Origin of the sequence: Enterobacter sp. KB-280D8 (assembly GCF_041399405.1) — a bacterium.
Classification (GTDB): Bacteria; Pseudomonadota; Gammaproteobacteria; order Enterobacterales; family Enterobacteriaceae; genus Enterobacter; species Enterobacter cloacae_N.
Window position 1 is genome coordinate 1 of the sequence record NZ_JBGKEC010000013.1, and the last position, 12,305, is coordinate 12,305.

A 12,305-nucleotide genomic window follows, 5' to 3' on the forward strand; every position below is an offset into this window, starting at 1 on the left:
ATTTTGCTTTTCTCTGCTGACCCGGCGGCGTGTGTGCCGTTGTTCCGTGTCAGTGGAGGCGCATTATAGGGAGTTATTCTTCAGTGACAAGCACAAAATACAAAAAACTTTTCGTTCGCTCACTTTTCAAACTTAACGCTTATTTAAGTCGCGAATCGCCCGCTAAATGCGCAATTTCCCGTGCAAAACCGGCTACCTGAGACCAGTCGGTATAAACCACTTCTTTACGCGTATCGGTTTCCCCCCCGGTCATCTTCATAATCAGGCGGATCATAAAGCGGTCATACCAGCGGTAGCGAGGGTAGCGCAGCGCGCCGGCAAAAACGGCACACAGGTCTGGCTGCCACGGCGAGCTGAGCAAAAACTTGCGCGTGTAGCTGTTGGTCTGCGGCGTACGCTTTTCGGCTTTACGGGCAACCAGATTGACCGAGTAAAACGCGCCCGGCAATTTGTTGAGTACCGCCGTGTGCTTTTTCACGAAGCGATCCAGCGCCGGATGGAAATGCCCGTAACGAATGGAGGCGCCAATCACCACGCGATCGTACTCCTGCCAGGCAATCTGCTCCGCGCGATTCAGGTTCACCACATCCGAGTAAATGCCCAGCTCTTTTAATTCCGACGCCAGATACGCGGCAATCTCACGCGTTTGCCCGTCTCGCGTAGAGAAAAGAATCAGTGTTTTCATCAACGGCTCCTTATTCGCGCCAGAATGTTGGGGTGAACAGCACCAGCAGGGTAAAGACCTCAAGACGACCAAACAGCATATTGGCAATGAGGATCCATTTCGCGACCGGGTTCATACTGGCAAAGTTATCCGCCACAACCCCCAGGCCAGGCCCGAGGTTATTCAATGTTGCGACGACGGACGCAAAGGCGGAGAAATCATCCACCCCCGTCGCGATGATCGCCAGCATGCTGACGATAAAGACCAGCGCATACGCCGAGAAGAACCCCCACACCGCCTCGAGGATACGTTCCGGCAGCGCGCGGTTACCCAGCTTGATGCTGTAGACCGCATTCGGGTGAACCAGACGCTTCAGCTCACGGTTCCCCTGCTTGAACAACAGCAGAATACGAATCACCTTCAGGCCACCGCCCGTCGACCCGGCGCAGCCGCCGATAAAGGCAGAGCACAGCAGCAGTACCGGCAGGAACAGCGGCCAGCGCGCGATGCTGTCCGTAGTAAACCCAGCGGTCGTCGCCATCGACACCACCTGGAAGAACGCCTGATTAAGCGTGGTTAGCGCAGAGTTGTAAACATCATGGAACCACAGCACCAGGGTGCAGATGACGACCAGTGTAAGCTGGACGCCAATGAACATACGGAACTCAGGATCGCGCGAGTACACCTTCAGGCTACGCCCGCTGAGTAACGAGAAGTGCAGACCGTAGTTACAACCGGAGATAAGCAGGAAAATGGCAATGATGGTGTTTATCGTTGGACTGTCGAAGTAGCCCACGCTGGCGTCGTGGGTGGAGAACCCGCCGATAGCAATTGTCGCAAAGCTGTGTCCGATAGCATCGAAAGCAGGCATCCCGGCAAACCAGAGCGCCAGCGCGCAGGCTACCGTCAACAGAACATAAATCAGCCACAGGGTTTTCGCCGTCTCGGCAATACGCGGGCGCATCTTGTTGTCTTTCAGCGGTCCCGGCATTTCAGCCCTGTACAGCTGCATCCCCCCGACGCCCAGAATCGGGAGAATAGCCACCGCCAGGACGATGATCCCCATCCCCCCGAACCACTGCAGCATCTGGCGATAAAAGAGAATAGCGTGCGGTAACGAATCCAGCCCCACCAGCGTCGTCGCCCCGGTGGTCGTTAATCCGGAGAAGGATTCAAAAAAGGCGTCCGTGATGCTGAGATTAGGCTGTTCAGAGAAGATAAAGGGCAGCGAACCGACGCTTCCCAGCACCGTCCAGAACAGGACCACAATCAGAAATCCTTCGCGAGATTTCAGCTCACCTTTCTGACGACGGTTCGGCCACCACAGCAGCGAGCCGATCGCCAGCGCGACAAAGAAGGTCTGGGTAAATGCCCGCCCCGCGCCGTCCCGGTAGATAAGCGCCACCAGTCCAGGGAGAATCATCGTCCCCGAAAAGAGTATGACCAGCAGTCCAACGATTCGGGTTATGGCACGAAAATGCATCTCTGCCGTTTCCTTTGGTATTCAAAAAAGTGAGGTGGGGATTATTCTTCAATCGGCAGCAATTGCAACGAACCGCGACTGAAATCAGCCAGTTTTGCTGAAAAAGCAGCCAGTTCCGCCTGAGGAAGCGCCACGCGTAATTGCACCATTGCCTGGTAATCACTGTGCGCAATCACGCCGTTAAATTGTTTGAGCAGCGTTTCAATGCCCGATAGCTGAGCGTAATCGCACAACAAAGTATATTCGGTGAGCGGCGTTTTGCGGATGGTCGTCAGGATATTCAGTGCCTGCTGAACTCCGCCACCATACGCTTTAACCAGCCCGCCCGTACCTAACAGAATGCCGCCGTAGTAGCGCACCACCACGGCGGTAATTTCACCCACGCCGCTGCCCATCAGCTGTGAAAGCATGGGTTTACCGGCCGTGCCCGCCGGTTCACCATCGTCGGAAAACCCCAGTTGTTGTGAATCATCAGGCGGCCCTGCCACCCACGCCACGCAGTGGTGACGTGCGTCGGGATGCTCGGCCCGGACGGACTCGACAAACGCCTTTGCCGCCTCTACGCCATCGGTATGCGCCAGCAGCGTAATAAAGCGGCTTTTCTTGATTTCCTCGACAAAGGTGACCGGTTCAGCCGGTATCAGCCAGCTTTCCATCAGGCCAGCTTCAGGTCTCGCGTCATATTCTCGATACCGTTTTCGTGAACCACCACGTTATCTTCGATACGAATGCCGCCAAACGGCTTCAGCGCGTCGATTTTTTCCCAGTTGAAGTGTTTGCTGAACTGACCTTCACGCCACGGCGCCAGCAGGGATTCGATAAAGTAGATCCCTGGTTCAATCGTCAGTACCATACGCGGCTCAAGAATACGGGTGCAGCGCAGGTAAGGATATTTAGACGGTGCCGCCAGGTGCGTGCCGGTATCATCCTGCATAAAGCCCGCAACGTCGTGAACCTGCAGGCCCAGCGGGTGGCCGATACCGTGCGGCATAAATGGCCCGGTCAGATCGTTCTCGACCATCGCCTCTTCGCTCATGTCTTTCACAATCTGATGCTTACGCAGCAGTTTGGCGATGCGCTGATGGAACTGGATGTGGTAATCCACGTAGCTGGTTCCGGCTTTCATGGTGCCAATCAGCGCCAGCTGCTCATCATTCACGTCTTTAATCAACTGCGCGAAATCGGTGTCCGCATTTGCCGCCCAGGTACGGGTCAGGTCGGCCGCATAGCCGTTGTACTCTGCGCCTGCATCCAGCAGGAAGCTGCGCATCTCAGACGGAACCTGGTGATCCAGTTTGGTGTAGTGGAGAACAGACGCATGCTCGTTCAGCGCGACGATGTTGCTGTACGGCACGTCGGTGTCGCGGTGACCGGTTGCGGTCAGGTAGGCCTGGTTAATGTCGAACTCGCTCATGCCTGACTGGAACGCCTCGTGCGCGGCACGGTGGCCATTCACCGCCGTTTTTTGCGCTTCACGCATGCAGTAAAGTTCGTAGTCGGTCTTATACGCGCGATAGTAATGAAGGTAATCCAGCACGCCTTTCGGGTTGAGTTTATCTGCCGGAATATCCAGACCGAGCGCACGTTCAGGTACGGGGCCGATGTAGCCGATGTTGCCGCGCGCCGCTGGCAGCTGGCTACCAATACCGTCCGCTTTCGGCAGAGCAATAACCTCAATTTCTTCCGTCCAGAAAGAGGTCGGCAATGGTTCAACGTTGTGCCAGTAATCGACCGGCAGGTAGAACCACAGTTTCGGCTTGTTCACGCCATCCACCAGCAGCCAGCAATTTGGAACCTGAGTCACCGGCACCCAGGCTTTAAACTGCGGGTTGACCTTAAACGGGTAGGCGTGATCATCAAGAAAAGTATTCATCAGCTCGCCGGAGTGGATCAGCAGGGCATCCAGCTTGAAGCGGGCCAGTACATCGCGGGTACGTTCCTGTAGGGTAACGATATGATTTTTATAAAGCGAAGCCAGTGAGTCCATCATTCTTCCTTTCGTTTTTTTGACCTCAAGTCATCGCATCTTAGCACACCTCACTCCGGCTGCGTGATTTCCACCGACCGTGATCAATGCAGCATTTTCTTAATGAGTAATTTGCATTTTATTAACATAAATTCCACACTCCGTCTCATCTGGTATGACCAGATCCACTTGCTGGATTCAGGAGACTGACATGCTTTACAAAGGCGACACCCTGTACCTCAACTGGCTGGAAGACGGCATTGCCGAACTGGTGTTCGATGCCCCCGGCTCAGTGAATAAGCTTGATACCGCGACGGTGGCCAGTCTTGGCCAGGCGCTGGAAGTGCTTGAAAAGCAATCTGAATTAAAAGGGCTGCTGCTGCGCTCTAACAAAGCGGCCTTTATTGTCGGTGCCGATATCACCGAATTCCTTTCGCTGTTCCAGGTTCCGGAAGAACAGCTGAGCCAGTGGCTGCACTTTGCCAACAGCGTCTTTAATCGCCTGGAAGATCTGCCTGTTCCAACGATCTCTGCCGTGAACGGCTACGCGCTGGGCGGCGGGTGCGAGTGCGTGCTGGCGACCGACTACCGTTTGGCGACGCCGGACCTGCGCATCGGCCTGCCGGAAACCAAGCTGGGCATTATGCCGGGCTTTGGCGGATCCGTGCGCATGCCGCGCATGCTGGGTGCAGACAGCGCCCTGGAAATCATTGCCGCTGGTAAAGACGTAGGCGCGGAACAGGCGCAGAAAATCGGCCTGGTCGACGGCGTCGTGAAGCCAGAGAAGCTGGTTGAAGGCGCACTTGCCATACTGCGTCAGGCGATTAACGGCGATCTCGACTGGAAGGCCAAGCGCCAGCCGAAGCTGGAGCCGTTAAAGCTCAGCAAGATTGAAGCCACCATGAGCTTCACCATGGCCAAAGGCATGGTGATGCAGACGGCGGGTAAACACTACCCGGCGCCAATTACGGCGGTGAAAACCATTGAAGCGGCAGCCCGATTTGGCCGCGACGAAGCCCTGAAGCTCGAAAATCAAAGCTTTGTTCCGCTGGCGCACACCAATGAAGCCCGCGCGCTGGTTGGCATCTTCCTCAACGATCAGTTCGTGAAGGGCAAAGCCAAACAGCTGACCAAAAACGTTGAGACGCCAAAACATGCGGCAGTGCTCGGCGCCGGTATTATGGGCGGCGGCATCGCTTACCAGTCGGCCTGGAAAGGCGTACCGGTAGTGATGAAAGACATCAACGAGAAATCTCTGACGCTGGGCATGACCGAAGCGGCCAAGCTGCTGAATAAGCAGCTGGAACGCGGAAAAATTGACGGGCTGAAGCTTGCAGGCGTGATCTCCACCATTCAGCCTGTGCTGGAATACAGCGGTTTTGACCGTGTCGACGTGGTGGTCGAAGCCGTCGTCGAGAACCCGAAAGTCAAAAAAGCGGTGCTGGCGGAAACGGAAGACAAGGTTCGTCCTGAGACCGTACTGGCCTCTAACACCTCCACCATTCCAATCAGCGAGCTGGCGAGCGTGCTGAAGCGTCCGGAAAACTTCTGCGGGATGCACTTCTTCAACCCGGTACACCGTATGCCGCTGGTCGAAGTGATCCGTGGGGAAAAAACCTCTGACGAAACCATTGCTAAAGTGGTGGCGTGGGCAAGCAAGATGGGTAAAACACCGATCGTCGTTAACGACTGCCCGGGCTTCTTTGTTAACCGCGTGCTGTTCCCGTACTTCGCCGGTTTTAGCCAATTGCTGCGCGACGGCGCGGACTTCCGCAAAATCGACAAAGTAATGGAAAAACAGTTCGGCTGGCCAATGGGCCCGGCATATCTGCTGGACGTGGTGGGCATTGATACCGCCCACCACGCCCAGGCGGTGATGGCGGCAGGCTTCCCGCAGCGCATGCAGAAAGATTATCGTGACGCCATTGACGCGCTGTTCGACGCCAACCGCTTCGGCCAGAAAAACGGCCTGGGCTTCTGGCGCTATAAAGAAGACAGCAAAGGTAAACCGAAGAAAGAAGAAGATGCCGTGGTCGATGGCCTGCTGGCCGACGTTAGCCAGCCGAAGCGCGACTTCACGGACGATGAGATCATCGCCCGGATGATGATTCCAATGATCAACGAAGTGGTGCGTTGCCTTGAAGAAGGCATTATCGCCAGCCCGGCAGAGGCCGACATGGCGCTGGTATACGGCCTCGGCTTCCCTCCGTTCCACGGCGGCGCGTTCCGCTGGCTGGACACGCTCGGCAGCGCCCGCTATCTCGATATGGCCCAGCAGTACCAGCACCTCGGCCCGCTTTATGAGGTGCCGGAAGGGCTGCGTAACAAAGCGCGCCATAACGAACCCTACTATCCAGCAGTTGAGCCAGCCCGTCCGGTTGGCGAGCTGAAAACGGCTTAAGGAGTCACAATGGAAAAGGTTGTCATTGTTGATGCGATTCGCACCCCGATGGGCCGTTCAAAAGGCGGCGCGTTCCGTAACGTGCGTGCGGAAGACCTCTCCGCGCACCTGATGCGTAGCCTGCTGGCGCGTAACCCGGCGCTGGACCCGGCAGCGCTGGATGATATCTACTGGGGCTGCGTACAGCAGACCCTGGAGCAAGGTTTCAACATCGCCCGTAACGCGTCGCTGCTTGCGGAGATCCCACACTCGGTTCCGGCGGTCACCGTCAACCGTCTGTGCGGTTCGTCCATGCAGGCGCTGCACGACGCGGCGCGCATGATCATGACCGGCGATGCCCAGGCCTGCATGGTGGGGGGCGTGGAGCACATGGGTCACGTACCGATGAGCCATGGAGTCGATTTCCACCCAGGCATGAGCCGTAACGTGGCGAAAGCCGCGGGGATGATGGGTTTGACCGCCGAGATGCTCTCTCGTCTGCACGGCATCAGCCGTGAAATGCAGGATGCCTTTGCCGCGCGCTCTCACGCTCGCGCATGGGCGGCGACGCAGTCCGGCGCCTTTAAAAATGAGATCATCCCGACCGGCGGCCACGACGCGGACGGCGTACTGAAGCAGTTCAGCTACGACGAAGTCATCCGCCCGGAAACCACCGTAGAAGCGCTTTCCACGCTGCGCCCTGCGTTTGATCCGGTCACCGGTACGGTAACGGCGGGTACTTCGTCAGCGCTGTCCGACGGCGCCGCCGCGATGCTGGTAATGGGCGAAAGTCGCGCCCGCGAGCTGGGCTTAACCCCTCGTGCTCGGGTACGTTCGATGGCGGTGGTGGGCTGCGATCCTTCCATCATGGGTTACGGACCGGTTCCGGCCTCGAAGCTGGCGCTGAAAAAAGCGGGGTTAACCGCCAGCGATATCGATCTGTTCGAGATGAACGAAGCGTTCGCCGCGCAGATCCTGCCGTGCATTAAAGATCTGGGGCTGATGGAGCAGATCGACGAGAAGATCAACCTCAACGGTGGCGCGATCGCTCTCGGTCACCCGCTGGGCTGCTCCGGGGCGCGTATCAGCACCACGCTTATCAACCTGATGGAACGCAAAGATGCCCAGTTTGGTCTGGCAACGATGTGTATTGGTTTGGGTCAGGGTATCGCGACGGTGTTTGAAAGAGTGTAAATCAGGAAAAGTATCTCAAAGCCAATGGCGTCAGAACGAGCGCAGCCAACGCAGTTATGGCGTCATTGGCGAAGAGAGACAGTTTAGTTGCCGTTCTTCCCGCCTGTCAGGGGCGGGTTTTTTATTTAGATAAACGCAAACGCATCACCGAACAGACGGTCTTCACGCGCGTCACGTTCGTTACAGAACAGATCGCGGGCAATTTTCGCCATCTCGAAACGGCCTGCAATGTAGATATCATGTCCCGCCAGCGTACCGTGATCCTGCAGTACCGCCGTCAGCACCGTTCCACTACGTCCACGCCAGCCCTCTTCAGGCTGCTCGACCACTGGCTCGATGCGTAGATTTGGATGGTTGATGCTCAGCGCTTCCAGTTCAGACAGGTCATACAGGTGCTTCTCTTCGCGGCCGCCCCAGTAGATGGTGATATCACGTTCCGGGTTACGCGCCAGTGCGGTCAACAGAATAGAGCGCACATATGAGAAGCCTGTACCACCAGCGATCAGGATCAGTGGACGGTCTTCGTCATCACGTAACCATGCCTCGCCGTGAGGAATATCGACCACAATCTCACGCTCTTTCAGGATGCGGTCCATCACGGCCATCGCGTACAGGTTAAGCTCAGACGCACCAATATGCAGCTCAATAAATTCCTGCTCTGCTGGCGTAGAGGCCATAGAGAAAGGACGCTTATCACGCTCATCCATCACGACCATCAGGTACTGGCCAGCACGGAATGAGAATGCCGCTTCAGGAACCAGGCGGACGCGATATACGGTGTCGGTAATAGCATCTACCGACGTCACTTTACAGCTTAAGGTTGTCATTCGCTCTCTCTGTCGGGAAGTCTATAGGGCTTAACGGTCAGCTCAGGGTTTACCGTTATTCATTATGGCCAGTTCGTCCCAGATCGCGTCAATTCGCGCGGTCACGGCAGGATCTTTTTTGATCGGGCGACCCCATTCACGGTCGGTTTCGCCAGGCCATTTATTTGTGGCATCCAGTCCCATCTTTGAGCCAAGACCGGAAACCGGCGAGGCAAAATCCAGATAATCTATCGGCGTGTTTTCGACTAACACCGTATCACGCGCAGGATCCATTCGCGTGGTGATTGCCCAGATGACGTCATTCCAGTCGCGGGCGTTAACGTCATCATCGCAGACAATAACAAATTTGGTATACATAAACTGGCGCAGGAAAGACCATACGCCCATCATCACGCGTTTAGCATGACCTGGGTACTGTTTCTTCATCGTAACCACCGCCATGCGATACGAGCATCCTTCAGGCGGCAGATAAAAATCAACGATTTCCGGGAACTGCTTTTGCAGGATCGGCACAAATACTTCGTTCAGCGCCACGCCCAGCACCGCCGGTTCATCCGGTGGACGGCCAGTATAGGTTGAGTGATAAATCGCATCTTCACGCTGGGTAATGTGCGTGACGGTAAACACCGGGAAGTTATCCACTTCGTTGTAATAGCCGGTATGGTCGCCGTAAGGGCCTTCTGGCGCCATTTCACCCTGCTCAATGTAACCTTCCAGCACAATTTCTGCACTGGCCGGTACTTCGAGATCGTTAGAGATACACTTCACGACCTCGGTTTTGGTCCCGCGCAGCAGGCCGGCAAAGGCATATTCAGAGAGCGTATCCGGGACGGGCGTGACCGCGCCCAGAATGGTGGCCGGATCGGCGCCTAAGGCGACAGACACCGGGAAACGTTCACCCGGATGCGCAGCACACCACTCCTGGAAATCCAGCGCACCGCCGCGATGCGACAGCCAGCGCATGATGAGCTTATTTTTGCCAATCAGCTGCTGGCGATAAATACCGAGGTTTTGCCGCTCTTTATGCGGCCCGCGCGTCACGGTGAGGCCCCAGGTGATCAGCGGCGCAGCATCTTCAGGCCAGCACTGCATAATCGGAATTTTGGTGAGATCCACCGCCTCACCTTCCAGCACTTTCTGCTGGCACGGCGCGCCGCGCAGTCGTTTGGTGGGCATGTTCAGCACCTGCTTAAACTGCGGCAGCTTGTCGAACAGATCGCGGAAGCCTTTCGGCGGCTCTGGCTCTTTCAAAAATGCCAGCAGTTTACCCACTTCACGCAGCGCGGTAACGTCTTCCTGCCCCATCCCCAGGGCGACACGACGCGGAGTGCCGAACAGGTTGCACAGCACCGGCATGGAGTAACCTTTGGGATTTTCAAACAGTAATGCGGGACCACCGGCACGCAGAGTCCGGTCAGCAATTTCTGTCATTTCCAGATAAGGATCAACAGGAAGCGTAATGCGTTTCAATTCACCCTGCTGTTCCAGCAGCGTCAGGAAGTCGCGGAGATCGTGGTATTTCATGCAGTTAGTCATGGCCTCTCTGTAAGCGCTTCATTATACGGCGTAAGCCTTCTCGATGCTGTAATTTTGTTAAATTCGCGTGAACTTATCCGTTGTGTTCGAATTTCCCCCATTATAATCAACTTAGCGATCCCTCCAGGGTTTTGATATGCTTGCGCCCCGAACTAAGGGAAAGAGTGATTATGCAGGCCTGGTATTTACTGTATTGCAAACGCGGGCAACTTCAGCGCGCGCAGGAACATCTTGAACGTCAGTCAGTAAATTGTCTGACACCCGTGATCACGCTTGAAAAAATGCAGCGCGGGAAGCGCACAACCGTCAGTGAGCCTCTATTCCCGAACTATCTGTTCGTGGAGTTCGACCCTGAGGTGATCCACACCACCACCATCAGCGCAACGCGCGGCGTCAGCCACTTCGTTCGTTTTGGTGCCCACCCGGCCACGGTTCCGTCGACCGTCATTCATCAGCTGTCTGTTTATCAACAGCCTGAAGGGATCACCGATCCGGAAACCCCTTACGCGGGCGATAGCGTCGTCATTACGGAAGGCGCATTCGAAGGCCTGCAGGCGATTTTCGCCGAGCCGGACGGTGAAGCACGCTCAATGCTGTTGCTCAATCTGCTGAACAAGCAGGTGCTGCAGAGCGTGAAAAACACCGACTTCCGCAAAGTCTAAACGTTTATCCCGAACAGGCGACGCACGTTGTCATCCGTCTGCGCGGAAAGCCAGTGCGGATCCTCTCCGCGCCAGTGCGCTACGCGCTCAACAATGTGCCCCAGCCAGGCGGGCTCATTTCGCCGCGATGCCGGTTTGGGCTTCATATCTCGCGGCAGCAGATATGGCGCATCGGTTTCAAGAAGCAAGCGTTCTGCCGGGATCGCCGGCAGCAGCTCGCGAAGCTCAAGCCCGCGACGCTCATCGCAAACCCAACCGGTAATGCCCAGATAAAGCCCTCGCTTCAGGCAATCCAGCGCTTCCTGCCGTGAACCGGTGAAGCAGTGCAGCACTGCGCCCGGCAGTTTATCCAGCCACGGGTCGAGCAGTGCGAGAAAACGTTCATGCGCATCGCGACAGTGCATAAAGACGGGCATCTCAAGCTCTGCAGCCAGCGCAAGCTGGGCAGTGAATGCCTTTTCCTGTTCGTCAGGCGTCGAGAAGTTGCGGTTGAAATCGAGCCCGCACTCGCCAATAGCCACCACCTCTGCTGTTTTCGCCAGCGCGCGCAGTGTTTCTGCGCCCTCCTCAGTCCACTGGCTGCTGTCATGAGGATGAACGCCTGCGGTTGACCAGCAGCGTTGATAACGTTGCGCCAGCCGCTGCGCCTGCTCACTCTCATGCAGGTTGGTCCCGGTCAGGAGGAGTCCTTTGACGCCGGCGTCAAAAGCCCGTGCAACCACCTCGTCACGATCTTTCGCAAACTGCGAACTGGTCAGGTTGAGACCGATATCAAACATGCGAATCCCCATAGAACAACCGCCCTGACGGGCGGCTGGTTTTACTCTTCAGTGGTCTTTTCGGACGCGTCGTCTTCATCGTCCGACCGGCGTCCTTTACCCACGTAAAAACGCGAGAAGAAGACGCCAACCTCAAACAGGCAGTACATCGGTATTGCCAGCAGCGTTTGCGAGAAGACGTCCGGCGGCGTCAGCAGCATGCCGACTACGAAGGCGCCTACCAGGATATACGGACGCTTCTTACGCAGGTCATCAGGGGTGGTTACCCCAACCCAACAAAGCAGCACAATGGCCACCGGCACTTCAAATGCCACGCCGAACGCCATAAACAGCGCCATCACAAAGCTGAGGTAGCTGGCGATATCCGTCGACACCTGGACACCTTCCGGCGCGGTGTGCGTCAGGAAGCCGAAGGCCAGCGGGAAGACAACGAAGTAGGCAAACGCCATGCCGATATAGAACAGCAGCGAACTGGATACCAGTAGCGGGATGACCAGCTTGCGTTCGTGCTTATACAGTGCCGGCGCAACAAACGCCCATACCTGATAAAGGATGACCGGAGCAGAGGCAATCAATGAAACCCAGAAGGTCAGCTTAATCGGCGTAAAGAACGGAGAAGCAACGTCTGTTGCAATCATCGTTGCGCCCAGCGGCATCTGCTTGATCAGCGGCGCAGAGACCACCTGATAGATATCGTTGGCGAAATAGACCAGGCAAAGGAATATGAGGAATACCGCAATAATGCAGTTTAACAGGCGCTTACGCAGCTCAATAAGGTGCGTAATAAGCGGTTGAGTATCATCTACTGCCATGG

At 56.2% G+C, this 12,305-nt stretch carries 11 protein-coding genes; 3 read left to right on the forward strand and 8 right to left on the reverse strand.

The window, feature by feature from the left end:
• Positions 1-139: 139 nt before the first annotated feature.
• From hemG to pepQ, 4 genes are read right to left on the reverse strand one after another with little or no spacing between them, the layout of a single operon-like run.
• Positions 140-685 (reverse strand): menaquinone-dependent protoporphyrinogen IX dehydrogenase, encoded by a 546-nt coding sequence (gene hemG / locus AB8818_RS20900; protein ID WP_192984991.1) that lies wholly within the window; start codon positions 683-685, stop codon positions 140-142.
• Positions 686-695: 10 nt separating this feature from the next.
• The gene (gene trkH, locus AB8818_RS20905) at positions 696-2,147 is read right to left on the reverse strand and encodes a Trk system potassium transporter TrkH (protein ID WP_116343725.1); all 1,452 of its coding nucleotides are present in this window, start codon (positions 2,145-2,147) and stop codon (positions 696-698) included.
• 41 nt (positions 2,148-2,188) lie between these two features.
• Positions 2,189-2,803 carry an IMPACT family protein gene (locus AB8818_RS20910; RefSeq protein WP_063155602.1) on the reverse strand — a complete coding sequence of 205 codons (615 nt, stop codon included), beginning with the start codon at positions 2,801-2,803 and terminating at the stop codon, positions 2,189-2,191.
• Positions 2,803-4,134, reverse strand: a complete 1,332-nt coding sequence (gene pepQ, locus AB8818_RS20915) for a Xaa-Pro dipeptidase (RefSeq protein WP_116343724.1) — start codon at positions 4,132-4,134, stop codon at positions 2,803-2,805. Before pepQ ends, AB8818_RS20910 begins: the two co-directional genes overlap by 1 nt.
• A 190-nt stretch (positions 4,135-4,324) precedes the next feature.
• Between pepQ and fadB the strand changes: the two genes are divergently transcribed.
• Positions 4,325-6,514 carry a fatty acid oxidation complex subunit alpha FadB gene (fadB, locus tag AB8818_RS20920; RefSeq protein ID WP_163330929.1) on the forward strand — a complete coding sequence of 730 codons (2,190 nt, stop codon included), beginning with the start codon at positions 4,325-4,327 and terminating at the stop codon, positions 6,512-6,514.
• Positions 6,515-6,523: 9 nt separating this feature from the next.
• Complete coding sequence (gene fadA, locus AB8818_RS20925) at positions 6,524-7,687, forward strand: acetyl-CoA C-acyltransferase FadA (protein ID WP_192984993.1); 1,164 nt, start codon at positions 6,524-6,526, stop codon at positions 7,685-7,687.
• Positions 7,688-7,812: 125 nt separating this feature from the next.
• On the opposite strand, the gene fre is transcribed toward fadA, so the two are convergent.
• The gene (fre, locus tag AB8818_RS20930; protein WP_116343720.1) at positions 7,813-8,514 is read right to left on the reverse strand and encodes an NAD(P)H-flavin reductase; all 702 of its coding nucleotides are present in this window, start codon (positions 8,512-8,514) and stop codon (positions 7,813-7,815) included.
• Positions 8,515-8,556: 42 nt separating this feature from the next.
• Positions 8,557-10,050 carry a 4-hydroxy-3-polyprenylbenzoate decarboxylase gene (ubiD, locus tag AB8818_RS20935; RefSeq protein ID WP_162874999.1) on the reverse strand — a complete coding sequence of 498 codons (1,494 nt, stop codon included), beginning with the start codon at positions 10,048-10,050 and terminating at the stop codon, positions 8,557-8,559.
• 170 nt (positions 10,051-10,220) lie between these two features.
• Here ubiD and rfaH point away from each other — a divergent pair, with 170 nt between their 5' ends.
• On the forward strand, positions 10,221-10,712 hold the full coding sequence (gene rfaH / locus AB8818_RS20940) for a transcription/translation regulatory transformer protein RfaH (RefSeq protein WP_020882871.1): 492 nt from the start codon (positions 10,221-10,223) through the stop codon (positions 10,710-10,712).
• Here the strand turns inward: rfaH and tatD are convergent.
• Together tatD and tatC are read right to left on the reverse strand one after the other, a co-directional pair.
• Entirely contained in the window at positions 10,709-11,491 is a 783-nt protein-coding gene (gene tatD, locus AB8818_RS20945) for a 3'-5' ssDNA/RNA exonuclease TatD (RefSeq protein ID WP_163330931.1), read from the reverse strand. The genes rfaH and tatD overlap by 4 nt on opposite strands.
• A gap of 41 nt (positions 11,492-11,532) precedes the next feature.
• A complete protein-coding gene (gene tatC, locus AB8818_RS20950; protein WP_116343717.1) occupies positions 11,533-12,303 on the reverse strand; it encodes a Sec-independent protein translocase subunit TatC in 771 nt (256 codons plus the stop codon).
• Between the last annotated feature and the right edge of the window lie 2 nt (positions 12,304-12,305).

Excerpts from the sequence above, each read along its gene's own strand:
- ubiD (WP_162874999.1), bottom strand. The coding sequence starts at position 10,050 with ATGACTAACTGCATGAAATACCACGATCTCCGCGACTTCCTGACGCTG.
- AB8818_RS20910 (WP_063155602.1), bottom strand. The coding sequence starts at position 2,803 with ATGGAAAGCTGGCTGATACCGGCTGAACCGGTCACCTTTGTCGAGGAA.
- fre (WP_116343720.1), bottom strand. The coding sequence starts at position 8,514 with ATGACAACCTTAAGCTGTAAAGTGACGTCGGTAGATGCTATTACCGAC.
- tatD (WP_163330931.1), bottom strand. The coding sequence starts at position 11,491 with ATGTTTGATATCGGTCTCAACCTGACCAGTTCGCAGTTTGCGAAAGAT.
- tatC (WP_116343717.1), bottom strand. The coding sequence starts at position 12,303 with ATGGCAGTAGATGATACTCAACCGCTTATTACGCACCTTATTGAGCTG.
- pepQ (WP_116343724.1), bottom strand. The coding sequence starts at position 4,134 with ATGGACTCACTGGCTTCGCTTTATAAAAATCATATCGTTACCCTACAG.
- hemG (WP_192984991.1), bottom strand. The coding sequence starts at position 685 with ATGAAAACACTGATTCTTTTCTCTACGCGAGACGGGCAAACGCGTGAG.
- trkH (WP_116343725.1), bottom strand. The coding sequence starts at position 2,147 with ATGCATTTTCGTGCCATAACCCGAATCGTTGGACTGCTGGTCATACTC.
- fadB (WP_163330929.1), top strand. The coding sequence starts at position 4,325 with ATGCTTTACAAAGGCGACACCCTGTACCTCAACTGGCTGGAAGACGGC.
- fadA (WP_192984993.1), top strand. The coding sequence starts at position 6,524 with ATGGAAAAGGTTGTCATTGTTGATGCGATTCGCACCCCGATGGGCCGT.
- rfaH (WP_020882871.1), top strand. The coding sequence starts at position 10,221 with ATGCAGGCCTGGTATTTACTGTATTGCAAACGCGGGCAACTTCAGCGC.